Consider the following 25,814-nt stretch of genomic DNA (forward strand, 5'->3'; position numbering starts at 1 on the left):
CCGTTTTTATTTGCGTCACTCAGAATCGTTCAGACCCAGGCGAGTAAGAAAACCGCGGATGCCTTCGCGTGAAAGAAACAGCGCTAACTTTTCCCGTTCCTCTTCGGACATATTTTCCACGGCATCAATAATCTGGCGATAGGCATGACTGCGTATGGCAGGGTTGTATTCAGCCAGCGACTCCTCAGCCTGATAAAATGCAGAATGGTTACGAAACGCCGGGATGTTCAGAATAAATTCTCGCACGCGCGTGTCGATATGAACGAGCCTTGCCCGACCACCTTTAACACCTGGAAATTTTTCCGTTTCCCATTTTTGCTCACGGATCCAGCGATTCACGGTTTGTTTAGCCACACCGAGACAATCCGCCAGTTCTTCGGTGGTCATTTTGCTGCGTAATCTTTTCATATTATTTGCTGTCGCGGATCCCTAAGCGTTGTAATAAACCGGTAATCCCTTCCCGCAGTAGCAAAGAGGTAAAGTGTTTTTGTTCGGCTGGTGTCATCTCTTTCACCAGTTTGACCAGTAGCGCTTCCAGTGAGGCATCGCCTGGGGGCGAGAAGGTGTCAGACAGCCCTTCCGCCGAGCGTTCTGCGCTGCGGATATATTCACGAACCTGTTCGTTAACATGCACCAGTCGTGCTTTACCGCCCTGGACGCCTGGTTTTGGTGATGTCGCCCAACCCTCTTTTCGTACCCACTTATTGATGGTCTGTCGGCTGTAACCCGTCAGATTAGCGAGTTCTTCTGGCGTCATCCGCTCCTTGAACATAAAGATTCCCTGAATAGTCGTATGGTTAATTAGTGGTTCATTTTATAGCACCATTTTAGTGGAAACCGTGACGTGTTTAACTACTGAATGCGAGTTGTTACGCATTGCTATTCAGTTGTCTGCTTTTTCAGCGATTAGAATCGGCGTTTTCAATTTGCCGTTGACACATGCGAAGGGAATTCATATGATGCCGCCCGTCAACTCGACAAGCTTTACGTAATGGGGCTATAGCTCAGCTGGGAGAGCGCTTGCATGGCATGCAAGAGGTCAGCGGTTCGATCCCGCTTAGCTCCACCAAAAATTGAACCCAACAATTTTGGTACGTAAACGCATCGTGGGGCTATAGCTCAGCTGGGAGAGCGCTTGCATGGCATGCAAGAGGTCAGCGGTTCGATCCCGCTTAGCTCCACCAAATTCAGAACCCTCGCTGTAAAGCGGGGGTTTTTTTATCTCTGCATACCTTCCATTTTTGTAATACAGTTGCTGATAAGCCAGAGTCTTTTCTGCAAATTGTGACATCTGTTTCTGGTGGGCATAGGTTTGCTTCGCGATGCGAATAAACTTATTATTAATGTGATTAATAGTTCGTTCCGTGAGAGCAGTCAATCCATGCCAGTCAAGCGCAACCTGATAAATAATATAAGAATATTCGCTCTTGCGATCGTGCTCTCCATCGCAGCCATCCAGTTTTCGCGTTTGATTTCCCCGCTTGCGATTGTGGATTCCAGTTATATCTATCTTTCGTGGTTGCCGCTGTGCGTCCTGCTGTCGATGATGTTTCTTTTCGGCAGGCGCGGTGTTCTGCCCGTCATGTTAGCGTTGTATATTACTAACCTCTGGAATCTTCATCTGCCGTTTGCCCAGGGGGCAGTACTTCTGTTTTGCCAGATGTCTGTTGTGGTGGGTGTTTGCGCTATTGCTCGCTGGCAATTGGGTTCGCGCTGGCGCTGTGGGCTACCCAATCGCAATATCTGGCGACGCGTCATTTTGTTCGGTTTTATTACCCCTGTGGGCATCAAAATCAGCATGTATCTGGCGGGTCATTATCTCGACTTTCCGGTGGCCGTCTCGACGTTCTTTGGTACTGCAGCCGCTATTTTCACGATTGTCGATATTCTAAGCCTGATCTCCGCGGTGCTAATTTTCACCATGCTTTTTTATTACCCGATGCGGATGATCGTGAGTCCACACTATGCCCGAACATTCTGGCGTAGAGATATCGCCCCCTGTTTCAAGAAGGAAATTCGCTTATTTACCTTGTGCTGGCTCGCTGTCATCGCTGTTTTGCTCATCCTGATGTGCACCCCGTATGACAACGATTACATCGCCGGGTATCTGGTTCCTGTTTTCTTTATCATTTTCACCTCCGGCGTGGGCAAGCTGACTTACCCTTTTTTGAACCTGAGCTGGGCGGTTTCAACGCTGTTCTTGCTGACCTACAACCGCAATTTTTTACAGGGCGTCGGGTCGGAGTATTCGTTGGCCTTCGTCCTGTCGGTATTGGTTTCGTTCAGTATTTGTCTGCTCTATATGATGCGTATCTACCAGCGTAGCGAATGGTTAAATCGTCGTTGGCATCAGCAGGCGCTTACCGATCCTTTAACCCGCTTGCCGAATCTGCGCGCGCTGGAACAGTTCCTGCAAAAAGGGGCCGGGCAGAGCGTCTGCTGTCTGCGCCTGGAGAATATGGAGTTTCTCAGTCGTCATTACGGCATGCTGATGCGCGTGCATAGCAAACGCACGGTGCACCGTATGCTGCAACCGTTGATGCTTGAGGATGAAAAAATCTTCCAGTTGCCCGGCAGTGAATTATTGCTGGTGCTCAATGGGTCGGAGGTGGACGCCCGCCTGCAACATATGCTCGACCTGTTGAACAGTCGTAAAATTTACTGGAACAACACCGGGCTGGACATGGGCTATGGCGCATCCTGGGGACAATGGGACGGTAAGCAGGAGACGTTGCAACCGCTGTTGGGTCAGTTGAGTTGGCTGGCGGAACAATCCTGCGCAAATCACCGGGTGCTGGCACTGACTCACAGCCAGGAAGTGGCGACAGGTCAGACAACCGAACGGGTGCTGCTGCTCAATAAAATACGTAAAGCACTCGATGGTGGCGATCTTCTGCTTTACGCGCAGCCTATCCGCGACGCTCAGGGCAAAGGATACGATGAAATTCTCGCGCGGCTGAAAAGCGATGAAGGCATCATGACCCCGGATCAATTTATCCCGCTAATAGCACAGTTTAACCTCAGCGCCCGCTTTGATCTGCAGGTAGTTGAAGCCTTGCTGAACTGGTTATCGGAGCATCCTTCTACTGAGCCAGGGCCGCTTTTTTCGGTCAATTTAATGCCGCTGACCTTGCTGCAAAAAGAGACGGCGCCGCGCATCATTCGCCTGTTTACCCGTTATGGTATCGCGCCAGAAACGGTGATCATTGAGATAACTGAAGAGCAGGCGTTTTCCAATTCGGAAACCAGCATGCAAAACATCGAACAGTTGCACAGGTTTGGCTTCAGGATTGCGATTGATGATTTTGGAACCGGCTATGCCAATTATGAGCGCCTGAAGCGCCTGCAGGCAGACATCATCAAAATCGATGGCGTGTTCGTAAAAGATATTATGACCGATTCTCTGGATGCGATGATCGTGAAGTCGATAACCGATCTGGCAAAAGCAAAGTCGTTAAGCGTGGTGGCGGAATATGTAGAGACGCCTGCGCAGCGGGAGCTGCTGTTAAGCCTGGGGGTGAACTACCTGCAAGGGTATTTGATTGGACGACCGAGGCCGTTAGGGGAATTACAGGGATAAAAAAACGGGGATGCGCTCCCCGTTTTTATGTCAGTGCTGTCTTACAGAACCAGTGCGGCGATAGATGCCGACAGGACGCTCACCAGCGTAGAGCCGTAAACCAGCTTCAGACCGAAGCGGGACACGACGTTACCTTGCTCTTCGTTCAGGCCTTTAATCGCGCCCGCGATGATACCGATAGAAGAGAAGTTGGCGAAGGAAACCAGGAACACTGAGAGGATACCTTCAGCGCGCGGAGAGAGCGTGGAGGCGATTTTCTGCAGGTCCATCATCGCAACAAATTCGTTGGAAACCAGTTTGGTCGCCATGATGCTGCCCACCTGCAGTGCTTCGCTGGACGGCACACCCATCACCCAGGCAATCGGATAGAAGATGTAGCCCAGGATGCCCTGGAAGGAGATGCTGTAGCCGAACCAGCCGGTCACGGTAGCGAACAGGGCGTTCAGCGCGGCGATCAGGGCGATGAAACCGATCAGCATGGCCGCAACGATAATCGCAACTTTGAAGCCAGCCAGGATGTATTCACCCAGCATTTCGAAGAAGCTCTGGCCTTCGTGCAGGTTGGACATCTGGATGTTTTCTTCGCTGGCGTCAACGCGATACGGGTTGATCAGCGACAGTACGATAAAGGTGCTGAACATGTTCAGAACCAGCGCCGCAACGACGTATTTTGGCTCCAGCATGGTCATGTACGCGCCGACGATAGACATGGAAACGGTGGACATTGCCGTTGCAGCCATGGTGTACATGCGGTTGCGGGACATTTTGCCCAGAATGTCTTTATACGCGATAAAGTTCTCAGACTGGCCAAGGATCAGCGAGCTGACGGCGTTGAAGGATTCCAGTTTGCCCATACCGTTGACTTTGGATAACAGGAAGCCAATAGAACGGATGATAATCGGCAGCACGCGAATATGCTGCAGAATACCGATCAACGCTGAAATGAAGACGATAGGGCACAGGACTTTCAGGAAGAAGAAGGCCAGGCCTTTGTCGTTCATACTGCCAAAGACGAAGTTCGTCCCTTCATTGGCGAATCCGAGCAGTTTTTCAAACATTTCGGAAAAGCCTCTAACGAAGCCGAGGCCGACGTCAGAGTTCAGGAAGAACCACGCCAGTAACACTTCGATAACAAGCAGTTGAACGACATAACGAATGCGAATTTTTTTACGGTCACTGCTTACCAGCAATGCGAGGATCGCAACAACGGCAAGTGCCAGGACAAAATGAAGGACGCGGTCCATATTTGCTCCAAATATGAGGCAGGTTAAATTTCCGTGCACATTCTATGCAACGCGTGCAAAGAAAACGAGATCTAACACACACTATAATCAGGACCTGTGACGAGATTCAAAAATAGTGATCCGGCATACACTTCTGTTATGTCTAATTCGAAAGTAAATAGTTAAGTTATTGTGCTAATATAATAACAATTATTAAACATGCTGCGCGCATTTCCTGTACCCGCACTCGTTATCGTTCCCGCCTGTCAGAGAAATCAAGGTTACCTTTATTACATGCACTTGATAACCATTCTCATCAGGCATAACATAAAACATAGCACAGGCTATGTTTCAGAGGCAGAAAATGACAAACGATCGCGTTGAGAGTAGCAGTGGAAGAGCAGCGCGCAAGTTAAGGCTCACATTAATGGGGCCTGCGTTCGTTGCGGCTATCGGGTATATCGACCCGGGCAACTTCGCGACGAATATTCAGGCCGGTGCCAGCTTTGGTTATCAACTGCTGTGGGTTGTGGTCTGGGCAAACCTGATGGCGATGCTTATCCAGGTCTTGTCAGCCAAACTGGGCATTGCCACGGGTAAGAATCTGGCTGAACAAATTCGCGATCGCTACCCGCGTCCGGTGGTCTGGTTCTATTGGGTACAGGCGGAGATCATCGCGATGGCGACCGATCTTGCTGAATTTATCGGTGCGGCAATAGGATTCAAACTGATCCTCGGCGTTTCGCTATTGCAGGGAGCGGTATTGACCGGGATCGCCACCTTCCTGATCCTGATGCTCCAGCGGCGCGGGCAAAAGCCGCTGGAAAAAGTGATCGGCGGCCTGCTGCTGTTCGTCGCCATGGCCTATATTGTTGAACTGATATTTTCCCAACCCAACTTTGTGCAACTGAGTAAAGGCATGATGATCCCCAGCTTGCCAAACTCTGAAGCGGTGTTTCTGGCTGCCGGGGTGTTGGGCGCAACCATCATGCCGCACGTCATCTACCTACACTCTTCGTTAACGCAACATCTGCACGGCGGTACTCGTCAGCAGCGCTATGCGGCGACAAAATGGGATGTGGCTATCGCCATGACCATTGCGGGGTTCGTCAATCTGGCGATGATGGCGACGGCTGCCGCAGCGTTTCACTTTAGTGGTCATACGGGTATTGCCGATCTGGATCAAGCCTATCTGACGCTGGAGCCGTTATTAAGCCACGCGGCGGCAACGGTATTCGGGCTGAGCCTGGTGGCGGCGGGACTGTCGTCAACGGTGGTGGGAACGCTGGCGGGGCAGGTTGTGATGCAGGGATTTGTCCGCTTTCATATCCCCTTGTGGGTGCGTCGTACCATCACCATGATGCCGTCATTTATCGTTATTCTGATAGGTCTTGACCCGACGCGTATTCTGGTGATGAGCCAGGTGCTGTTAAGCTTCGGTATCGCACTGGCGCTGGTGCCGCTGCTGATTTTTACCAGCGACAGTAAATTGATGGGCGATCTGGTGAACACTCGCTGGGTTAAACAGATTGGTTGGATGATTGTGGTGCTGGTGGTGGCGCTGAATCTGTGGCTACTGGTTGGCACGGCGCTGGGTTTGTAACCGGTAATGAAAAAGCCCGAGGCCTGCGCATCGGGCTTTCAATAAAAATGGAATTAATGACGGTGTCCGTGACCTTTGCCGCGACCCCGGTGGTCGTCGCGATCGCGCCAGCCTTCCCGGTATCCGCGCTCATAAGCATTACGCTTATCCCAGCCACGGTGATAGCCATTGTCATGTCGCCACCAGCGATTTTTACGCCATTCATAATTGCGATGCCAGTAGTCACGGTCACGCCAGTGTCCGCCGTCCCAGTAGTTACCGTAATTATCGCGATCGCCAATTTGTAATTTTATCGATGGCAACAGGGTGATTTCGCCCGCGTTTGCGGCAAGCGGTGTAAAAGCCAGTAAGGCTGCCGCCAGAATCAGTGACCTGAACATTCTTTATCTCCTTCACGATCGAAGCCGTAGTCGGCCTGTTAACGTAATATTACGGGGCCGTAAAGCCCCATTTCATCGCCTTAACTCTTAAATCATGAATGAGAGCACGAATTGCTAAAAATGCAGTTAACGCGTGCTGTTCAGAATGTTGTCGATATCGGCGCACTCCTGGTCGGTGAAATGACGATTGGCCAGCATGCCGACCGCATCTTCAATCTGCGTGGTTTTACTGGCACCAATCAGCACCGAGGTGACGTTATCGTTACGCAGTATCCACGCGAGCGCCATCTGCGACAGTTTTTGCCCACGTTTTTCGGCCAGCGTATTGAGCTGGCGTACGGTTTCCAGTTTCCCGGCGGTGAGCTGATCCGGATTCAGAAAACGGCTTCCGCTCGCGGCTCTGGAGTCAGCCGGGATCCCATTCAGGTAGCGATCGGTGAGTTGTCCTCCTGCCAGCGGTGAAAACGCGATACTTCCCACCCCTTTTTCCTGCAACATCTCCAGCAGTTCGTCCTCTACCCAGCGTTCAAACATCGAATATTTAGGCTGATGAATCAGACACGGTGTGCCCAAATCATTGAGGATATCGATAGCTTCACGGGCGCGGTCGGCAGGGTAATTGGAGAGCCCCACATACAGCGCTTTTCCCTGGCGCACGATGTGGTCCAGTGCTTTCATCGTCTCTTGCAGGGGCGTTTCAGGGTCGGGACGGTGGTGGTAGAAAATATCCACATATTCGAGCCCCATCCGCTTCAGACTTTGGTCAAGGCTGGCAATCAGATATTTGCGGGATCCCCAGTCGCCGTAAGGGCCTTCCCACATGGTATAACCCGCTTTGGTGGAGATTATCAGCTCATCGCGCCACGGCAAAAAATCTTCCTGAAGGAGACGGCCAAAGTTACGTTCCGCTGAACCCGGCGGAGGGCCGTAGTTATTTGCGAGGTCGAAGTGGGTGATCCCCAGATCAAACGCGCGCTGAAGCAGGGCCCGGCTGTTTTCCACCTGGGTGGTATCGCCGAAGTTATGCCACAGGCCAAGCGAGATAGCGGGTAGCTTCAGACCGTTCTGACCGCAGCGGCGAAATGCCATCCTCTGATAGCGATTTTCATCAGGCTGGTAAACCATTTTCTTCCCTCGCAGTGAATTCAGCTCTCAAGTGTATACGTTTACACTCATCATTTTTCAATGACATTTTCACCCCGGCCACTGTAAATTCTGCTTTCCACCCTCATCGCCGCCGCTTTCTGGACAGCCCCGACGCTTCTTCAATACTCAACATGAGGTTACCGTCAGAAGGAAAGCTGTCATGCAAACCCCTTATACCGTTGCGGATTACCTGCTCGACAGAATTGCCGGGTGCGGCATCGGGCATCTGTTTGGCGTACCGGGCGATTACAATTTGCAGTTTCTTGACCATGTGATCGATCATCCGCACGTGCGCTGGGTCGGGTGCGCAAACGAGCTTAATGCCGCCTATGCGGCGGACGGTTACGCACGGGTCGCTGGAGCAGGCGCGTTGCTGACCACGTTCGGCGTGGGTGAACTCAGTGCGATGAATGGCCTGGCGGGCAGCTATGCGGAATATGTCCCCGTTTTGCATATTGTTGGCGCCCCGTGTAGCGGCGCGCAGCGTCGGGGCGAACTGATGCACCACACGCTGGGCGACGGCGATTTCCAGCACTTCTACCGTATGAGCCAGTCCCTCTGTGCTGCCAGTGCGCTGCTGGATGAGCCAAACGCCTGTTACGAGATTGACCGCGTCCTGTGCGCGATGTTGACCGCCCATCGCCCGGGTTACCTGATGCTGCCTGCTGATGTAGCAAAACGTCCCGCATTGCCTCCCTCGGCGGAGCTGGCTCTCTCTGGGCCGGAATGGCAGGAGAACGTGGTGACGGCATTTCGCTACCATGCACGACAAATGCTGATCAACAGTCCACGCGTTGCGCTGCTGGCAGATTTTCTCGCCCATCGCTTTGGTCTACAACCGGTCCTGCAACGCTGGATGGTTGAGACGCCCATGGCCCACGCCACGCTGTTGATGGGGAAGGGGCTTTTCGACGAACAGCAACCGGGGTTTGTCGGCACTTACAGCGCGGGGGCCAGCAGTGACGATGTCCGTCAGGCGATAGAACAGGTGGATACCACGATTTGTGTGGGAACCCGATTCGTCGATACGCTGACTGCCGGTTTTACCCAGCAACTGGCGCTGGAACGTACCATTGAGGTTCAGCCGCAGGCATCGCGGGTGGGAGGAACCTGGTTCAGTGGTCTGTCTATGGAACAGGCGGTCACCACGTTGCGTGAGCTGTGTCTGGAGCTCTCTTTTGCGCCGCCGTCCGCTAAATCTGCGGCCGTGCAGCCGCACATCGAAAGAGGGGCGCTGACCCAGGAGAATTTCTGGCATACCGTGCAGCAGGCGCTGGTACCCGGCGATCTGATCCTCGCCGATCAGGGAACGGCGGCGTTTGGGGCCGCGTCTTTGTCGCTGCCTACGGGGGCGGAACTGATAGTACAACCGCTCTGGGGTTCGATAGGCTACTCGCTGCCCGCAGCGTTTGGCGCACAAACGGCGGCACCTGGACGTCGGGTTATTCTGATAACCGGCGACGGCGCAGCGCAACTGACGATCCAGGAAATAGGCTCCATGCTGCGTGACGGGCACACGCCGGTGATTCTGGTGCTCAATAACGACGGGTATACCGTTGAGCGAGCGATCCACGGGGAGAAACAGCGGTACAACGATATTGCTTCCTGGAACTGGACGCAGATCCCACGGGCATTCAGCCTTGCGGATCAGGCTGAATGCTGGCGGGTGACTCAGGCCATCCAACTCGAGGAGGTACTGGCCCGGCTGGAGCATCCACAGCGGCTCTCGCTAATTGAAGTTGTGCTACCGAAAGCCGACTTACCCACGCTGCTACGCAAGGTCACCCAGGCGCTGGAATCGCGTAACAGCGGATGACTATTTATCTTCCCGGTTGGCGACCATCATCGGCTTGCCCGCCAGTAACAGCCAGGCCGGAAGCATGACAATACACAGTAGCGGCAGCAGGGTGGTGTCCGGCACCACCACTGCGGCCATAAACAGGCTGAGCCAGCCGTCACGGGTGACGACCAGCACCAGTCCCAGAATCGCGCAGGAGACGGTAATGGCCGCCGGAACGGCTTCAACGTGGGCATGCAACATCAGCCCTAACGCTACGCCAATAAATACCGCCGGGAAGATTCGCCCTCCGCGAAAACCGCTGGCCGCCGCAATGACCAGCGCGGCGAGTTTAATCACCGCTAACATGAAGAAATCCGTTGCGCCGAGCGTCTGGCTGAACGCCATTTGCTGCATTTCATCCAGACCTTTAAACAACGTTAGCGGTCCTCCCACCACGCCGAGTATCCCTAAAAGGAAGCCGCCGACGCCAAGGAGCACCACCGGGTTCTTCAGGCGATGCAGTAAAGCGTGCAACCGGGGTAAGCACCAGACCGCCACCATCCCCGCCGCAATAGCAATCGCCGCCACCACGGCTCCGGAGAAAATGTCCACAATGCGCATCTGGGTGTAGTGGGCGATAGGGAGCGAGAAATGCGGATGAAAGAACAGGCTGGTGGTCAGCGAACCTGCCGCCGCCGCCATTAACGGCGCAAAGAGCCGATCCCATAAAGGGGTGTCATTAGAGCCGCTCAGGGTTTGCGAGAAAATCAATGCGGCGGCGACCGGTGTGCCAAACAGGGCGCCGATGGTGCCAGCAGAGGCCAGAATGGTCCAGTCGAGTGCGCCAATCCGCGGGAATAGCCGACGACCCAGGGCAACGGCTAACGCGATGTTAACAGCCATAATCGGATGCTCGGGACCGAGGCTGACCCCACCCGCCAGACCCAACACCAGCGCGATGATCAAGCCTGGCAACGCGGCAGGAGAAATCGGCGCGCCAATAAGCGGTTCAGTGGCCGGATCCGGACCGGCATGTCCGGTGCTGTAGCGAATCACCAGACCGACCATAACCCCGGTTAACGTCAGGGTGAGCATGATCCAGAGGGGAGAATCGGCAGCGATCCCCAGACTGCCCGGCAGACGTTGCCAGAGTATGCTCTGCAAGATGGACGCAAACTTCATGACCACAATCAGGACTAAACTGGATGCGACCCCCAGGATCAACGCGGGAAGCGACAATAACAACATGGTTCTGGCTCGCGGATGGAGCATGTTTTTTTCCTTAATGCCGTGTCTTGCGCTCAGTTTGCCGCGTCAGCCGGATGGCATCGCTGCAAATGGTGCTGAAACGATAAAGTTATTGTGTGACCTGGATCGATATTTTCAGGGGACTCGCTTTTCTGACATTGTTGTTATGCCCCCGTATATTTACAGTGTGGCAAAGACTTATTTTGACTTTAGCGGAGCAGTAGAAGAATGACAAAGTATGCTTTAGTAGGTGATGTCGGCGGCACCAACGCCCGTCTTGCTCTGTGTGATATCGACAGCGGTGAGATCTCGCAGGCCAAAACCTATTCCGGTCTGGACTATCCCAGCCTGGAAGCTGTTGTGCGAGTTTACCTCGATGAGCACAAGGTTAACGTGAACGCTGGCTGTATCGCGATTGCCTGCCCGATTACGGGGGACTGGGTCGCGATGACCAACCATACCTGGGCATTTTCTATTGCGGAGATGAAAAAGAATCTTGGTTTTAGCCATCTGGAAATCATTAATGATTTCACCGCGGTGTCGATGGCGATCCCGATGCTGAAAAAAGAGCATCTGATCCAGTTTGGCGGCGCGGAACCGGTTGAGGGTAAACCTATCGCGGTTTATGGTGCGGGCACCGGTCTGGGAGTATCGCATCTGGTCCATGTCGATAAGCGTTGGGTCAGCCTGCCGGGCGAGGGCGGTCACGTAGATTTCGCGCCGAACAGTGAAGAAGAGGCGATCATCCTGGAGGTACTGCGTGCCGAGATTGGTCATGTTTCTGCGGAACGCGTACTGTCCGGTCCAGGGCTGGTGAACTTGTACCGCGCCATCGTCAAATCCGACGGACGTCTGCCGGAAAATTTGCAGCCAAAAGATATTACCGAACGCGCCCTGGCCGACAGTTGCACTGACTGTCGCCGCGCGCTGTCGCTGTTTTGTGTGATCATGGGACGTTTCGGCGGCGATCTGGCGCTAACGTTAGGCACCTTTGGCGGCGTCTACATCGCCGGTGGCATCGTGCCGCGTTTCCTGGAATTCTTCAAAGCGTCGGGCTTCCGTGGTGGTTTTGAAGATAAAGGTCGTTTTAAGGCCTACGTGCAGGATATTCCGGTGTATCTGATCGTTCACGATAATCCTGGCCTGCTTGGCTCTGGCGCGCATTTGCGCCAGACGTTAGGTCAGATCCTATAAGCCACGTTAAACAGACAAACCGCGTACCTCACGCGGTTTTTTTCACCCATTTGATTAAGGAACCGACAGAATGAAAACGGTAGAACGCAAAAACTACCCTGAATTAGGTGACGTTAACGCGCCTTACGTTCATGCGGTGAAATACAATGGGACGCTCTATATTTCGGGGCTGACCGCCTTTGGCACGCCGGCTCAGCGCGGTGGTATCGCAGAACAGGCGGAAGAGATATTTGCTCAGATAAAGAAAGTGACCGCCGCAGAAGGCATCGATTTTTCCGCGCTGATAAAAGTGACTATTTTCATTACCTCATTTGATGAAATTAACACGTTGCGCGAGGTCCTTTACCGGCACTACGGTGAATATCTGCCTGCCAGTTCCCTCGTTGAAGTCAGCCGTCTTTTTGCACCCGATCTCAGAATCGAAATTGAGACAGTGTTCGCACTCTGATTCAGGGTTTATGGCTGAACAGCATTCGTAGTCCTGGTCCGATCATGACGATACCGGTGAAACGTGTCTGCCAACTGGTATCGCCTCAAATATTGCAGGTATAATTCCACCTATCATTCACCAGACTCAGAAGCAAAGATGACGAAACTTACCTTACAAGAGCAGATGCTCAAAGCGGGTTTAGTAACCAGCAAAAAGATGGCGAAAGTCCAGAGAACGGCTAAAAAATCACGCGTGCAGGCTCGTGAGGCAAGAGAGGCGGTCGAAGAAAATAAAAAGGCGCAGCTTGAGCGTGACAAACAGCTCAGCGAGCAGCAAAAACAGGCGACGCTGGCGAAAGAGTTTAAAGCCCAGGTGAAGCAACTGATTGAAATGAACCGGATCACTGTCGCAAAAGGCGACATTGGCTTTAACTTCACCGATAACAATCTCATCAAAAAAATCGAAGTGGATAAGCTAACTCAGGCGCAGTTGATCAACGGACGTCTGGCCATTGCGCGTCTGGCTACCGATAACAGCGACGAGAGCGAATACGCGATTATCCCGGCCAGCGTCGCCGATAAAATTGCGCAGCGCGATGCAAACAGCATCGTATTACACAGCGCGCTGAGTCAGGAAGAGCAGGATGAAGACGATCCGTATGCTGATTTTAAAGTGCCTGATGATTTGATGTGGTAAGACGCATTCAGAACGGCGCGGGGTGATGAGCATTGATGTGCTCCCCGCTGACGGGGTGAACAAAGCGCAGTTCGCTGGCGTGAAGCATCAGACGCGAAGCCTGTTCTGTACCGGGCTGCAGGCGGCCGCCATACAGGTCGCAGCCCAGAATGGGGTGCCCCACTCGCTGGCAGTGAATGCGTAGCTGATGCGTGCGTCCGGTCTCCGGCGTGAGTTGGACCCGCGTCAACGGCATCATGGTCCCATCGGCCAGTTGCCGGACAACGCGCTCAACGACCTGATAGCGAGACCGCGCGGGTTTGCCCTTGAGCGGGCAAATCGTCATCCGCGGGAACAGGGCTGGATCTTTGGCAATCGGTGCGTCGATCGTCCCCTCGTCAGCGTCCAGATGTCCGCAGAGCAGCGCGCTGTAGACTTTACTGACGGTGCGCTGGCTGAACTGGTGGCAGAGGGCGGCATTGATCGCCTTATTACGCGCCACCACCATCAGTCCGGACGTACCGAAATCCAGGCGGTGAACCAGCGTGCAGCCAGGAAATTGCTGAACCAGTCGATAGTGTACCGAATCGAGATTTTGCGGATGCTTTCCTGAAAGACTGAGCAGCCCAGCGGGTTTGTTGATCAACACCAGGTGATCGTCCTGATAGAGCGTCTCTATCTCGTCGTCGCACGGTGGGGCAATAAAGGTATCAATAATCGTAGACATCAGGCTGCCCGGCGGGAAAGTGGGTGCGGATGATAACCCATTTTCTGCTGACCGGCGAATGACGGCGACTTCACTTTCCCTCGCATCCCTGAAATTTATCATCCAGACTTAACCCAAAGACGTGGTCTGCGCAGGCATTGTGCTTTACACTGCGCGCTGCAAAAAATTGAGTAGATTAACCAGACGGTAATGGCGATGAACGGAACAATCACAACGTGGTTTAAAGATAAAGGTTTTGGATTTATCAAAGATGAGAACGGCGATAACCGCTATTTTCATGTGATTAAGGTTGCCAACCCTGAGCTGATTAAGAAAGATGCGGCGGTAACCTTTGAGCCAACGACCAATAACAAAGGTCTTTCCGCGTATGCGGTGAAGGTCGTGCCGGACAGCAAATATATCTATATCGCGGGCGAGCGGCTAAAGCTCACCTCGATTAAGTCATTCGTGGTGTTCAGCGAAGAAGTCCCGGCCGATACGCCGATTGATAAAGAAAATGCGGTGCTCTCTGTTGGACTGCTGATGAGCAGCATCAGACCGAAAACCGCGGAAAAAGCGGGTGAAATGCGCACGGTGAAAAAACTGGCGATCACCACCTTCCAGGGCACGACGCTGATCTTCTCGGAAGATGAGATTGATATCGAGTCCACGGTCAAAATGCTCAAAGTTTGATTTCTGCGCTGCCTGTCGACAGCACAGCGCAGTCCACTATAAATGCATTAGCTGGCGGAACTCTTTTACCTTGCTGCGGCTTACGGGAATCTCAAATTCCAGATCCTTGAGCCGCAGAATATAAGTATTGTTAAACCACGGCTCAATCTCGCGGATCTTGTTCAGGTTGACGCAGAACGAGCGGTGGCAGCGGAAAAAATGCGAGGGTGGCAGTTTGTTGCAGAACTCGGTGATATTGATGGGCATCACGTACGACTCCCGCCGCGTATAGACAAACGTCATTTTCTCATGTGCTTCGGCGTAATAAATATCGTTGATCGGCGTGACGATAATCCGCTCATCTTTGATCAGGTTGATGGTGTCGTTTTCACGCGTAACCGGCCCAACCGCTGCGGCGCCGGACTGTTGCTGTTGCCAGGCTGTCTCCAGCTTTTGCAGCATCCCGACGATCCGTGATTCCTGATACGGCTTGAGAATATAGTCAAACGCTTCCAGCTCAAACGCTTCAACCGCATGTTCTTTCCACGCGGTAATAAACACAATAAACGGCTTATGGGCGAACTGACTGATATTTTGCGCCAGCAGAACGCCGTCCAGAGACGGAATATTGATATCAAGAAAAATGGCGTCGACGCGGTGATGCTGCAAAAACTTCAGCACATCCAGACCGTCGTCAAACGTGCCGACAATCTCCATCTGGCTGTGTTCTTTAATCAGCCAACTGAGTTCCTGTTGGGCAAGGAATTCATCTTCAACGATGATGACTTTCACAGTGTTACTCCGGCTTAAAGCAATAACGTGGCGGGCGTCGCGGTCGCGGTGTGCTGGTTCGGCACATAAAAGGCGATTTCGGTACCTGGCTCCAGGCGGCGAATATGCAGACCTTCACCGTATAACAGCTTAACGCGATGATGGACATTAAGCAGACCAATTTTATTGCCCGGCATTTCGTTGGATTCCACACGCTCAATCACTTTTGGATCGATACCGTGGCCGGTGTCTCTTACGGCAATGCGCACCCGGTTACCACACTCGGCGACGCTAATCGTCACCACGCCTTTCCCTTTACAGGGCTGAATGCCATGGACAATGGCGTTCTCGACTAACGGTTGTATCAGCAGGCTGGGGATGGAGCAGTTGACCTCTTCATCAATATCATAAATCACGGTCAGCTTGTCACCAAAACGGGCCTGTTCAATGGCAATGTAATCCTTGATTTGGTACAGCTCTTTTTTGATGTCGATTTGCTCGTCATCCTTTAACTCAATGTTATAGCGCAGGTAACGCGACAAATTAAAAATGAGCTGACGGGCCGTGTCCGGATTAAGCCGAATCGATGACGAAATCGCGTTCAGGGCGTTAAACAGGAAATGAGGATTAATTTTACTTTGCAGCGCGCGTAGCTCTGCCTTATTTGCCATCTCCCGCAATTGCTCGGTGCGGGACACCTCGAGCTGGGTCGAGATAATTTGCGACAGACCTATTGCCATCTCCTGCAATGACGAGGTGATCTGATGGGCGTGGCAGTAATAAATTTTCAGCGTGCCGGTCACGACGCCTTTTTCCCATAATGGAATGACCAGCATGGAGTGAATTTCTGGCGTGCGGTGTGCTTCATCATTGTTTTTAATAATGATTTCACCGTGATTGATCGCCTGCTGGGTGGTCGGGCTGACGAAGTCATCGTGATTGCGGTAGTTGGCTTCTCCGACACCGACGTAGGCCAGCACGTGCTGGGTATTGGTAATTGCCACCGCATCGGCGTGGATATCGTGACGAATAATTTCGCAGATCTGGCGCAGCGATTCACTGTTGACCTGGCGAAACAAGGGCAGGGTTTTATTGGCGATATCCAGTGCCAGCTTGGCCTGCCGCGCGGCGCTCGCTTCCTTCTCACCCTCAACGCTCTGTACCAGCAGCACGATAAACCCGATACAGACGCTGCCGAGGATCATCGGAATACCGATTTTCGAGACGATATCCAGCCCCAGTTCGGTGGTTGGCGCCCAGAGGACAACCAGGATCATCGTCAGCGTTTCACAAAGCATGCCGCCTAAAATCCCGGCGCGCCAGTGTTGGGCTTTGGGGATCTTACGGTTAATCCAGCCGGCAAGACACCCCGCCAGAATACTGGTGATAAAGCAGGGGATCGCCGTCACGCCACCAATGTCGATCAGATAGCGGTGCGTCCCGGCAATCACCCCCGTAATAATACCTACCCACGGACCAAACAGGATCCCGCCTGACATCACGGCAATAATACGCACGTTCACCAGTGAACCTTCTACCGGCACGCCGGACCAGGTACTGAACAATGCGAACATCGAAAAAATGGCGGTAACGGCGAGCAGTTCTTTTGGCGTATGGGCAGACTTATGCAGCAGCTCGCGAAACAGGCGGATGCGGATGAGAAAGAACAGACAGAATAGCATCAGCGCAGCCCGGTCAAAGACGGCCAGCAGCATGGTAAATATTTCGTGCACGGGGGGACTCTTGCCAAAGGGTTAAAGGACTATGATAGGTAACCGCAGGGCGGATGACCAGCCTGCTGAGATCGGGTGGCTAATGAGGAAAAACCTCAATTTTAAAAGGGGATTGATGAATGATTGGTGTATTTACAATACATCTCATAAAACGCGGGCTTTCATGGTTACTACCATAACAACAGAGTGTTATAAAAACGTAACATTTAACGGCGACGAAAACGAATCACTTCCTCTTTTAAAATTGATATTCCTCTTTTGAGAAACAAAAAAATATTTTCCTTTCCCTCTCGACAGAGGGATTTTAATCAGGCTATTTTCTAAACATGCCACCATCGTGGCAGCGTCGCTCGGACGGTCCGGGCGCTAACGTGAATCTGAGGAAATTATGGCTGACTCTCGCCCTGAACGTCGCTTTACGCGTATTGATCGTCTCCCCCCCTACGTTTTTAACATCACGGCTGAACTGAAGATGGCTGCGCGTCGGCGCGGCGAAGATATTATCGACTTCAGCATGGGGAACCCGGACGGCCCAACGCCGCCTCACATCGTCGAAAAACTGTGTACCGTGGCGCAGCGCCCCGATACGCACGGTTATTCCACTTCTCGCGGTATCCCACGCCTGCGTCGGGCCATCTCCCGCTGGTATCAGGAACGCTATGAAGTTGATATCGATCCGGAATCTGAAGCGATCGTCACCATTGGCTCAAAAGAGGGGCTGGCGCACCTGATGCTGGCGACGCTCGATCATGGCGATACGGTGCTGGTGCCGAACCCCAGCTATCCCATCCATATCTACGGCGCGGTGATTGCTGGCGCTCAGGTGCGTTCTGTTCCGCTGGTGGAAGGTATCGATTTCTTCAACGAACTGGAACGCGCGATTCGCGAAAGTTATCCGAAACCGAAGATGATGATCCTCGGTTTCCCGTCTAACCCGACGGCGCAGTGCGTTGAGTTAGAATTTTTTGAGAAAGTGGTCGCGCTGGCGAAGCGTTACGATGTACTGGTGGTGCACGATTTGGCTTACGCCGACATCGTTTACGATGGCTGGAAAGCGCCGTCCATCATGCAGGTGCCAGGGGCGCGCGACGTGGCGGTAGAGTTTTTCACGCTGTCGAAAAGTTACAACATGGCCGGCTGGCGCATTGGCTTTATGGTGGGCAACAAAACGCTGGTCAATGCCCTGGCGCGGATTAAGAGCTATCACGACTACGGTACGTTTACCCCGCTGCAGGTTGCTGCCATTGCGGCGCTGGAAGGCGATCAGCAGTGCGTGCGTGATATCGCCGAGCAGTATAAGCGTCGCCGTGACGTGCTGGTGAAAGGGCTGCATGAGGCCGGGTGGATGGTCGAAATGCCGAAGGCCTCGATGTACGTGTGGGCGAAGATCCCGGAACAGTATGCCGGGATGGGGTCGCTGGACTTCGCGAAAAAACTATTGAACGACGCTAAAGTGTGCGTGTCGCCCGGAATTGGCTTTGGTGATTACGGTGATACCCATGTGCGTTTCGCGCTGATTGAGAACCGCGATCGTATCCGTCAGGCGATCAGAGGGATTAAATCGATGTTCCGCGCCGATGGCTTGCTGCCTGCCGGAACGAAATCGGCCTCTGAAACCCTCGAGTAAAACGTTCTGTCCATCCAAACGCAAACAGGAGCCATCGGCTCCTGTTTTTTTGCTGCATTGTTGTCTTTAGATCATCAGAGCAAACGTACCGGCCCAAACGATGACCATAAAAGAAATGCCCATAAAGAAATATTTCACTTTCATCTCTCCGCGTAATGACTGATACGCCTGAATGAATTTTATCTCATCTGATTATAGAGAGCTGATACCGGTAAAAACGAAACCCGGAATGTTCCCCGTTTCGTCTGCGGTATCACCTCAGAATTCTGTGCGTTGATTGCTCCAGACGGCGCTAATGTACGCCTAAAAAAGGGGCAAGACAATAGACATTTTCTTATTTACTTTTAGTAACTTACAACTGTCGGGATTCGGCGACAGTATAATTGCAGAGGGTAATAAATCACCATTGAGCGACGCGATTTATAGCGCAAAAAACGAGGATGAAAACCATAGCGTAATCAAGGTTGTTGGTGGGTGGCAGACAATAAAAAAGGCCTTGCGGCCTTCTTTAAATGTAGAGTGAGGCTTCACCCAATGGACGGGTTTTAAAGCGGCGGTGGATCCAGAGATATTGCTCAGGGGCGCGCATGATCTCTTTCTCGATAATCTTGTTCATATAGGCGGCTGCCAGGTTTTCATCTGCCGGGTAGCCCTTCATCTCAGGGGAGATATACAGACGGTATCCGGCGTTACCGGCTTTTCTGACCATCGTCACGGTGAGCATGGCCGAACCTGACAAGCGCGACAGCACATAGGTACCATTAGTGGTCGCCACGTCTTTAACGGCGAAGAACGGGGCGAATGAACTGCCTTTCGGGCCGTAATCCTGGTCCGGTGCAAACCAGACGGCTTCACCTTTCTTCAGGGCGCCGACGATGCCGCGCAGATTGTTTCTGCCGATCATGGCTTTATTCGAACGCATCCGTCCGCGGGTCTGTACCCACTCCATCAGCGGATTGTTGTGCGGACGATAGGTCGCCATCATCGGTTGGCAAAGACCCATCACCCGGCCACCGAGTTCCAGTGACATAAAGTGAACGCCAACAACCATCACGCCGCGATTTTGCGCTTGTGCGCGTTGCAGGTTGTCCAGTCCCTCAACATCAAACCATTTACGCACGCGACGGTCCGGCCAGAACCAGGCCATGCCGGTTTCCAGCAGCGCCATACCAAGAGAACGGAAATTCTCTTCGATCATCTTTTCTCTCTGTTCCTGAGAATAAGACGGGAAGCAGAGCTCAAGGTTTTTACGGGCGATGGATTCGCGACGTTTCAGAAAAGGGCGTGCCAGTGACCCCGTCCGGGTGCCGAGAAAGCACAAAACAGGGTAGGGAAGTTGCACCAATAACCAAAGCACACCGAGACCAAACCAGGTGAGCCAGTAACGCGGATGCAGAAACGCGCGGGAAAATTTGCATGTTGGGAACATAAATACCTTCTATTGATACCCATTTTTGTATCGCAGAAGACGTATTCTCCAACGCGGTACACTCAATGTTTTAGGCCATCATGTACGACAATGGTTCCTGCAAAGAGTGTAAAACTGCGTCAGGATAAAACCACGAGGGGCATGAATGCTGGACGTATAATGTACCATCCGGGGATTAATGTAAGCCACAAATAATTAATCAAGAAGCGTAAATATTTGCATTGCGTATAAAAAATAATGACGTTGTTTTTAATGGGTTGTTTTTAATAAGGTTAGAAAAGCACAATGCGGAATATTCGTATAATTACAATTGTTATAAATGGGTTATGAGATTTGCCGGAGGGGCCGCTTTAGCTTATGATTGAAAATATAAGGAGAGTAAGTATTTACGTTTTGAGTTCACGCAAAAAGGAGGTACAGCGATGATCTTTTTTTTAGCCTTTCTGCTCGTGAGTATGCTGGGCGTCAGCGGCTATATCGCGCAGGTTTTAGGTTGGGTATCAGCCATTAGCGCGTTTGTCGGCATGGTCATTCTGGCGGTGCTGATATACTACACCACGATGTGGTTGACTGCGGGTGATGAAATGGTCACAGGATTGTTTCTTTTTCTTTCACCTGCCTGCGGCCTGATCATTCGTTTTATGGTGGGGTACGGTAAGCGTTAATTGGCCCGGCAATAAAGCATTAATATTGATGATTGCCATTTTTTATATCGGGTGATCACGTCGTATGAGAAAGTGCCAGTTAACTGGCACTTTCGTTGTCAGGATCAACAAAACCGACCCGGTTAATTCCCTTCTTACTCCCTTCGCGCCTTAATCGGCGACTGACCACTCCTGCGGATAGCGTGCGGGCACGAAACGCAGCGTGAGCGCCATCAACCCGGCCACACAGAGGGCGTGGAACGTCCAGTCAAGCCAGTAATTGCCGCTCAGGCTACGCAAGATACCGGAGAACCAGGGAGAGAGGCCGGCGATAATAAAGCCAATCCCCTGCATAAAAGCGACTAATTTGCCAGATATTACCGGATGTTGGGCATGGTCGAGCGCCAGCACGAGGCATAAAGGAAATGCGCCGCCAAGGCCGATACCACAAACCACGGCCCAGAGGATTGGCAGTTGCGCAGGCCAGAGAATAAAACCGCAAAAGCCAAGCATCTGTAGGGCCAGCGTGAAGAGCAGCAGTTTACGGCGATCCTGATGACGCGCGAGCATCGGTAATACCAGCGCCCCCGCCGTCTGACCGACGGTCATCAGAGCCAGCAGCGTGCCGCTGAACTGCGCGCTTTCGCCCAACTGAATATAGTACGGTGGTAGCCAGGCGATCAGGCTACCGTAACCACCATTGATCACGCCAAAATAGAGTCCCAGCGTCCAGGCGCGGGGGTTGAGTACGACGCGCACGGCGGCACTTTTCGGGTGAGATGAAGGCATCTCTGTTGAGCGACGTTGCGCCAGCCAACCGACCAGGGCAACCAGCGCGGGCAGGGCCCACCATGCCAGCGAGCGGTGCCAGAGTTCACTGTGCTGTGCGATCCACGGCGTCATCGCCGCGCCGAGTCCCCCTCCGCCCATCAGTGCAGCTGACCAGAGCCCCATGACCTGCGGCATGCGACGGTGAAAAAGACGCTTAATCACCGTTGGCATTACGACCTGAACGATCCCAATACCGATACCGCCCAGCAGAGCGCTGCTGAGCAGCACAACGCTGTGCGGCGCCAGCTCGCGAAGCAACGCGCCAGCCATAATCATCAACAAACTTAAGGCGACGCTGAGACGCTCGCTGATATGGCGATTGATCCACCCACCGGCCAGCGCCAGCGCGCCCATGGCGATCATTGGTAATGCCGTGAGCAGCGACGCCACGGCAAAGCTCATACCGCTGGCGGCACGCAGTTGCGGCAGAAGCGGGCCGACAGAGGTCAGCAGCGGACGCATATTCAGGCCAATCAGTACCAGAACCAGCAGGACCAGGCCAACGCGCGGGGTTTTGTTCATGACTGTTTTTCAGCGAAGCGTTGGTAAACCGCCAGCCCATTGGGCTGTGGAAGATGATGAACAGGCAGGGTTTGTTGAGCGAGGGGCTGCTGTAATTGCTGATAAATTGCCGCAGTGGAGAGACGGAATGTTTCGCCATCGCCATTGCTGTTGGCGAACCAGACTTCTTTTACGCCGGTGAGATACATGGCGCTAAGGCACATCGGGCACGGCTGGCCGCTGGCGTAAACCACGCATTCACGAAGCGCCGCGCTGCCTGAATGGGCCGCAATCGCCCGAATGGCGTTGAGCTCAGCATGCCCGGTGGGATCATCATCCAGGTGCAGGGTGTTGACGGCTTCGGCGATCGCTTCGCCGTTGCGGACGATGATCGCGCCAAACGGGCGTCCACCCTGTTCAACGTTGCGGGCTGCCAGGGCCAGCGCCTGTTGCAGATAGTTATCATGTGCAGACATGCTTTACTCCTGTGAGCAGAGAAAAGAAGAACGATACGCCTGCGCGTACCGTTCTGATGGATTAGAAAGGCTTCGTCGGTAAATATTTGCCATCCAGGGTAATCACGGCGCGCTCGCCGCCTTCCGGGTCTGCCACTTTTTTTACATCCAGCTTGAAATTAATGGCGCTAATAATGCCGTCGCCAAATTTTTCGTGAACCAGCGCTTTCAGCGTGGTGCCGTAAACCTGCAACATCTCATAGAAACGGTACATCGTCGGGTCTGTCGGTACGCGATCGTCAATACTGCCGCGCAGTGGAATGGTCTGTAACAACAGTACCGCATCGTTGTCGAGGGCCAGTTTCTCGCCAACGAGACGCGCAGCATCGGCCGGGAGGGCGTGTTGACCGAGCAGTGCGGCAGTGACAAACGCTTCTGATAAGCCGGTGCCGTCCGCAAGTTGGGCAAACGTGAGATCTTTTCTGGCTTTGCTCAGCAGGATCTGATCGGCCAGGGCCAGGCGAATATCGCGGTTAATTTGCGACTGAATCATAATGGAACCTCTTTGATAGATTAATAAATAGCTCAGGCTGCGGATGACTGGCGATAAGGCATCGCGCAGGTGTTCGGGTTTTTTGCCAGTGAGACGAACCGTCCGCTGGCGCCGTCGTAAGCAGCAATCTCTGCGCTTTCGATGTCGTAGACCCAGCCGTGGAGCGCAACGCGCCCCTCTTCAAGCGCGAGACGCACTGAGGGGTGGGTCTGAATGTTGGCGAGTTGTGCGATGACGTTTTCACGCACCATCGAGGCCGTTTTCTCGGCCAAAGAGGCGTGCTCGCGTGACTCGTTGACCACGCGAGCGGAGTCCGCATAGCGCAACCAGTGATCGACGGCTGGCATGTGGTCCAGGCAGTGACATCCGGCTATCGCGGTCATCGCGCCGCAGTCGGAGTGCCCACAGATAACAATGTCGGTGACACGAAGCGCAGAGACGGCGTATTCCACTGAGGCGGTCACCCCGCCGGGTTCCGGTCCATATGACGGCACAATATTGCCGGCGTTGCGGATCACGAACAGATCGCCTGGCTCGCGCTGCGTGACCAGTTCGGGAACCAGACGGCTGTCCGAACAGGAGATGAATAACGCACGGGGGTTTTGTTGGGTAGCAAGGCGTCTGAATAATTCCGCGCGTTCAGGAAATACATTGCGCTGAAATTTCAGGAAACCATCAATAATCTCTTTCACGAATAATCCTCTGTCTCGCTATGCGATGAACACAGGCTACGCGCTTCGTATCATAAGATAAAAGACTCATTTATAATGGAGTCTATTGGAAAAATTTATAGGTAAAGGCGATGCTGGATCGACACACCCACTATTTTCTTGCCGTGGCGGAGCATCACGGATTCACCCGTGCAGCGGCGGCGCTGCACGTTTCGCAACCGGCGCTTTCGCAGCAAATCAGACAGCTGGAGGAGATGTTGGGCGTGCAGTTGTTCGATCGCAGCGGGCGTACGACCCGATTGACCGACGCGGGAGAGGTCTATCTGCGCTATGCGCGCAGCGCGCTACAGGCGCTGGAAGAGGGCAAACGCGCCATTCATGATGTGGAGGATCTGAGCCGGGGTTCCCTGCGCGTTGCGGTTACGCCGACCTTTACCGCCTGGTTTATTGGCCCGTTACTGGCTGAATTCTATACCCGCTATCCCAATATAACCTTACAGCTACAGGAAATATCGCAGGACAGAATCGAAGAGCGGCTGGTTAATGATGAACTGGATGTCGGTATTGCCTTCGACGAGGTTCACTCTCCGGATATTGACGCGCAGCCGCTGCTGACCGAAAACCTGGCTTTGGTCGTGGCGAATCACCATCCGCTGGCGGCGCAAACGTCGGTAGATTTGAGCGTGCTCAATGACGAAAAGTTGATTTTATTGAGCGCAGAGTTTGCTACCCGGGAACAGATTGACCGTTACTGCCGTCAGGCAGGGCTGCGACCGCAGATTCTCATGGAGGTCAACTCCATCAGCGCGGTGCTGGAACTGGTGCGGCGCACCGGATTATCCACGCTGCTGCCGGCGCCCATCGCCGCACAGAGTCACTATCTACAGGCGATTTCACTGACCCCACAACTCCTCGAACGCACGGCCGTATTAATGCAGCGAAAAGGTGCCTGGCGAACCGCTGCCGCCAGGGCGTTTGTCGCGATGGCGCAGGAAGGCGCGAAGGCAGTATCAACGGCGAGCTAAGCGGGGATCCGGCAAGGCAAACTGCGGATCAGATAGTGATTGCATAAGGAAATCAGTTTGGGTATTTTTATGCAGTAAATGTGCATAAAAATAACAGGAGAAGGGAATGTTCAGTCAGTGGATAAAAGCAGGATGTTTGATGATGGCGTTGACCGGGGCCGCTTTCGCAGCACAAGAAACTTACGTGGTCGGCGCGGGTGGCACCTATCGCCCGTTTGAGTTTGAAAACAGCCAGAAACAGCTGGAAGGCTTTGATATCGATATTATTAAAGCCATCGCGAAAGCGGAAAATTTTGATGTCAAACTGGTCAACACGCCGTGGGAAGGTATCTTCGCGACGCTGGGTTCCGGGGATCGCGACATTATTATCTCGGGGATCACCATCACGGATAAACGTAAGCAGATGGTGGATTTTTCTCTTCCTTATTTCCCGGCGGAGCAGTCAATTGTCGTTCCGGCTGATTCAAAAGTGAGTTCTCTGGACTCGCTGAAAACGGAAAAGGTTGGCGTCGTTAACTCCAGCACCGGCGACATTGTGGTTTCTGGCGTTCTTGGGAAAAACAGCACCGCGATCAAACGGTTCGACAATACGCCGTTAATGTTGCAGGAACTGTTTGAGGATGGCGTCAGCGCGGCGGTCGGCGATGTTGGCGTGGTGAAATACTACATCAAGCAGCATCCGGAAAAACAGTTCAAGCTTGTCCCGGATGCCAAGTTCGAGCGCCAGTATTTTGGTATTGCGGTCGCCAAAGGGAACACCGAATTGCAGCAGAAAATTAACGCGGGATTGAAGAAAATCATCGCTGATGGCACCTACGATAAAATTTATAAAACCTGGTTTGACAGCGAAGTCCCGACGCTTCCGTCAGAGTAATTTGCGGTATTAATTTTTTTTAGGCTGGCACGCTGTCTGTGCCAGCTTTTTTGCAGGGGAAAA

The 25,814-nt window shown here is 53.1% G+C and carries 27 protein-coding genes and 2 tRNA genes; 14 read left to right on the forward strand and 15 right to left on the reverse strand.

Features of this window, described 5'->3' with window-relative positions; translation table 11 throughout:
- Positions 1–15 precede the first annotated feature (15 nt).
- Both GBC03_11980 and GBC03_11985 read right to left on the reverse strand, forming a co-directional pair.
- Positions 16–408, reverse strand: coding sequence for a putative DNA-binding transcriptional regulator (locus tag GBC03_11980; protein ID QFS70875.1), 393 nt, complete (start codon positions 406–408; stop codon positions 16–18).
- Between the two features lies 1 nt (position 409).
- Entirely contained in the window at positions 410–772 is a 363-nt protein-coding gene (locus tag GBC03_11985) for a putative DNA-binding transcriptional regulator (protein QFS70876.1), read from the reverse strand.
- A 221-nt stretch (positions 773–993) separates the two neighbouring features.
- Between GBC03_11985 and GBC03_11990 the strand changes: the two genes are divergently transcribed.
- The 3 genes from GBC03_11990 (at position 994) to GBC03_12000 (ending at position 3,580) form a co-directional block, all read left to right on the forward strand.
- Positions 994–1,069: transfer RNA gene (locus GBC03_11990), tRNA-Ala, on the forward strand.
- A gap of 39 nt (positions 1,070–1,108) precedes the next feature.
- Positions 1,109–1,184: transfer RNA gene (locus GBC03_11995), tRNA-Ala, on the forward strand.
- A 197-nt stretch (positions 1,185–1,381) separates the two neighbouring features.
- Positions 1,382–3,580: an EAL domain-containing protein gene (locus GBC03_12000; protein ID QFS70877.1), complete on the forward strand. Its 2,199-nt coding sequence runs from the start codon at positions 1,382–1,384 to the stop codon at positions 3,578–3,580.
- Between the two features lie 41 nt (positions 3,581–3,621).
- Here GBC03_12000 and nupC read toward each other — a convergent pair whose 3' ends face one another.
- Positions 3,622–4,824: a nucleoside permease NupC gene (gene nupC, locus GBC03_12005; protein ID QFS70878.1), complete on the reverse strand. Its 1,203-nt coding sequence runs from the start codon at positions 4,822–4,824 to the stop codon at positions 3,622–3,624.
- Between the two features lie 343 nt (positions 4,825–5,167).
- Here nupC and mntH point away from each other — a divergent pair, with 343 nt between their 5' ends.
- Positions 5,168–6,406 (forward strand): Mn(2+) uptake NRAMP transporter MntH, encoded by a 1,239-nt coding sequence (mntH, locus tag GBC03_12010; protein QFS70879.1) that lies wholly within the window; start codon positions 5,168–5,170, stop codon positions 6,404–6,406.
- A 53-nt stretch (positions 6,407–6,459) separates the two neighbouring features.
- On the opposite strand, the gene GBC03_12015 is transcribed toward mntH, so the two are convergent.
- Together GBC03_12015 and mgrA are read right to left on the reverse strand one after the other, a co-directional pair.
- Positions 6,460–6,786 (reverse strand): DUF2502 domain-containing protein, encoded by a 327-nt coding sequence (locus tag GBC03_12015; GenBank protein QFS70880.1) that lies wholly within the window; start codon positions 6,784–6,786, stop codon positions 6,460–6,462.
- A gap of 126 nt (positions 6,787–6,912) precedes the next feature.
- Positions 6,913–7,911, reverse strand: coding sequence for an L-glyceraldehyde 3-phosphate reductase (mgrA, locus tag GBC03_12020; GenBank protein ID QFS70881.1), 999 nt, complete (start codon positions 7,909–7,911; stop codon positions 6,913–6,915).
- A gap of 181 nt (positions 7,912–8,092) precedes the next feature.
- Between mgrA and GBC03_12025 the strand changes: the two genes are divergently transcribed.
- Entirely contained in the window at positions 8,093–9,748 is a 1,656-nt protein-coding gene (locus tag GBC03_12025; protein QFS70882.1) for an indolepyruvate decarboxylase, read from the forward strand.
- Here the strand turns inward: GBC03_12025 and GBC03_12030 are convergent, their stop codons facing one another.
- A complete protein-coding gene (locus GBC03_12030) occupies positions 9,749–10,984 on the reverse strand; it encodes an ion channel protein (GenBank protein QFS70883.1) in 1,236 nt (411 codons plus the stop codon).
- On the opposite strand from GBC03_12030, the gene GBC03_12035 reads away from it, so the two are divergent.
- The 4 genes from GBC03_12035 (at position 10,983) to GBC03_12050 (ending at position 13,280) form a co-directional block, all read left to right on the forward strand.
- Positions 10,983–11,192, forward strand: coding sequence for a hypothetical protein (locus GBC03_12035; protein ID QFS70884.1), 210 nt, complete (start codon positions 10,983–10,985; stop codon positions 11,190–11,192). The genes GBC03_12030 and GBC03_12035 overlap by 2 nt on opposite strands.
- The gene (locus GBC03_12040) at positions 11,189–12,154 is read left to right on the forward strand and encodes a glucokinase (protein ID QFS70885.1); all 966 of its coding nucleotides are present in this window, start codon (positions 11,189–11,191) and stop codon (positions 12,152–12,154) included. Before GBC03_12035 ends, GBC03_12040 begins: the two co-directional genes overlap by 4 nt.
- A 70-nt stretch (positions 12,155–12,224) precedes the next feature.
- Complete coding sequence (locus GBC03_12045) at positions 12,225–12,602, forward strand: RidA family protein (protein QFS70886.1); 378 nt, start codon at positions 12,225–12,227, stop codon at positions 12,600–12,602.
- Between the two features lie 138 nt (positions 12,603–12,740).
- Positions 12,741–13,280, forward strand: coding sequence for a DUF2058 family protein (locus GBC03_12050; GenBank protein QFS70887.1), 540 nt, complete (start codon positions 12,741–12,743; stop codon positions 13,278–13,280).
- Between the two features lie 7 nt (positions 13,281–13,287).
- Here the strand turns inward: GBC03_12050 and GBC03_12055 are convergent, their stop codons facing one another.
- A complete protein-coding gene (locus tag GBC03_12055) occupies positions 13,288–13,986 on the reverse strand; it encodes an RluA family pseudouridine synthase (GenBank protein ID QFS70888.1) in 699 nt (232 codons plus the stop codon).
- 189 nt (positions 13,987–14,175) lie between these two features.
- On the opposite strand from GBC03_12055, the gene GBC03_12060 reads away from it, so the two are divergent.
- Positions 14,176–14,658: a cold shock domain-containing protein gene (locus GBC03_12060; GenBank protein ID QFS70889.1), complete on the forward strand. Its 483-nt coding sequence runs from the start codon at positions 14,176–14,178 to the stop codon at positions 14,656–14,658.
- A gap of 36 nt (positions 14,659–14,694) precedes the next feature.
- Here the strand turns inward: GBC03_12060 and GBC03_12065 are convergent, their stop codons facing one another.
- Both GBC03_12065 and GBC03_12070 read right to left on the reverse strand, forming a co-directional pair.
- Positions 14,695–15,429: a response regulator gene (locus tag GBC03_12065; protein ID QFS70890.1), complete on the reverse strand. Its 735-nt coding sequence runs from the start codon at positions 15,427–15,429 to the stop codon at positions 14,695–14,697.
- A 14-nt stretch (positions 15,430–15,443) separates the two neighbouring features.
- A complete protein-coding gene (locus GBC03_12070) occupies positions 15,444–17,141 on the reverse strand; it encodes a GAF domain-containing protein (protein ID QFS70891.1) in 1,698 nt (565 codons plus the stop codon).
- A gap of 388 nt (positions 17,142–17,529) precedes the next feature.
- Between GBC03_12070 and GBC03_12075 the strand changes: the two genes are divergently transcribed.
- The gene (locus GBC03_12075; protein ID QFS70892.1) at positions 17,530–18,768 is read left to right on the forward strand and encodes an alanine transaminase; all 1,239 of its coding nucleotides are present in this window, start codon (positions 17,530–17,532) and stop codon (positions 18,766–18,768) included.
- Positions 18,769–18,834: 66 nt separating this feature from the next.
- Here the strand turns inward: GBC03_12075 and ypdK are convergent, their stop codons facing one another.
- Positions 18,835–18,906: a membrane protein YpdK gene (gene ypdK, locus GBC03_12080; GenBank protein ID QFS73982.1), complete on the reverse strand. Its 72-nt coding sequence runs from the start codon at positions 18,904–18,906 to the stop codon at positions 18,835–18,837.
- Positions 18,907–19,276: 370 nt separating this feature from the next.
- A complete protein-coding gene (lpxP, locus tag GBC03_12085) occupies positions 19,277–20,197 on the reverse strand; it encodes a kdo(2)-lipid IV(A) palmitoleoyltransferase (protein ID QFS70893.1) in 921 nt (306 codons plus the stop codon).
- A gap of 422 nt (positions 20,198–20,619) precedes the next feature.
- On the opposite strand from lpxP, the gene GBC03_12090 reads away from it, so the two are divergent.
- Positions 20,620–20,862 (forward strand): DUF2545 family protein, encoded by a 243-nt coding sequence (locus GBC03_12090; GenBank protein ID QFS70894.1) that lies wholly within the window; start codon positions 20,620–20,622, stop codon positions 20,860–20,862.
- Between the two features lie 150 nt (positions 20,863–21,012).
- On the opposite strand, the gene GBC03_12095 is transcribed toward GBC03_12090, so the two are convergent.
- The 4 genes from GBC03_12095 to GBC03_12110 all read right to left on the reverse strand — a co-directional run bounded on the left by GBC03_12095 (position 21,013) and on the right by GBC03_12110 (position 23,873).
- Positions 21,013–22,194, reverse strand: a complete 1,182-nt coding sequence (locus GBC03_12095) for an MFS transporter (GenBank protein ID QFS70895.1) — start codon at positions 22,192–22,194, stop codon at positions 21,013–21,015.
- A complete protein-coding gene (locus GBC03_12100) occupies positions 22,191–22,649 on the reverse strand; it encodes a nucleoside deaminase (protein ID QFS70896.1) in 459 nt (152 codons plus the stop codon). The genes GBC03_12095 and GBC03_12100 overlap by 4 nt, the downstream gene beginning before the upstream one ends.
- Positions 22,650–22,710: 61 nt before the next feature.
- Positions 22,711–23,181 carry a cyanase gene (cynS, locus tag GBC03_12105; protein ID QFS70897.1) on the reverse strand — a complete coding sequence of 157 codons (471 nt, stop codon included), beginning with the start codon at positions 23,179–23,181 and terminating at the stop codon, positions 22,711–22,713.
- 32 nt (positions 23,182–23,213) lie between these two features.
- A complete protein-coding gene (locus GBC03_12110; GenBank protein ID QFS70898.1) occupies positions 23,214–23,873 on the reverse strand; it encodes a carbonic anhydrase in 660 nt (219 codons plus the stop codon).
- A gap of 110 nt (positions 23,874–23,983) precedes the next feature.
- Here GBC03_12110 and cynR point away from each other — a divergent pair, with 110 nt between their 5' ends.
- Positions 23,984–24,877, forward strand: a complete 894-nt coding sequence (cynR, locus tag GBC03_12115) for a transcriptional regulator CynR (protein ID QFS70899.1) — start codon at positions 23,984–23,986, stop codon at positions 24,875–24,877.
- A 106-nt stretch (positions 24,878–24,983) separates the two neighbouring features.
- Positions 24,984–25,751 (forward strand): transporter substrate-binding domain-containing protein, encoded by a 768-nt coding sequence (locus GBC03_12120; protein ID QFS70900.1) that lies wholly within the window; start codon positions 24,984–24,986, stop codon positions 25,749–25,751.
- Positions 25,752–25,814 lie beyond the last annotated feature (63 nt).

The sequence above is a fragment of the Citrobacter telavivensis genome (genome assembly GCA_009363175.1).
Taxonomy (GTDB): Bacteria; Pseudomonadota; Gammaproteobacteria; order Enterobacterales; family Enterobacteriaceae; genus Citrobacter_A; species Citrobacter_A telavivensis.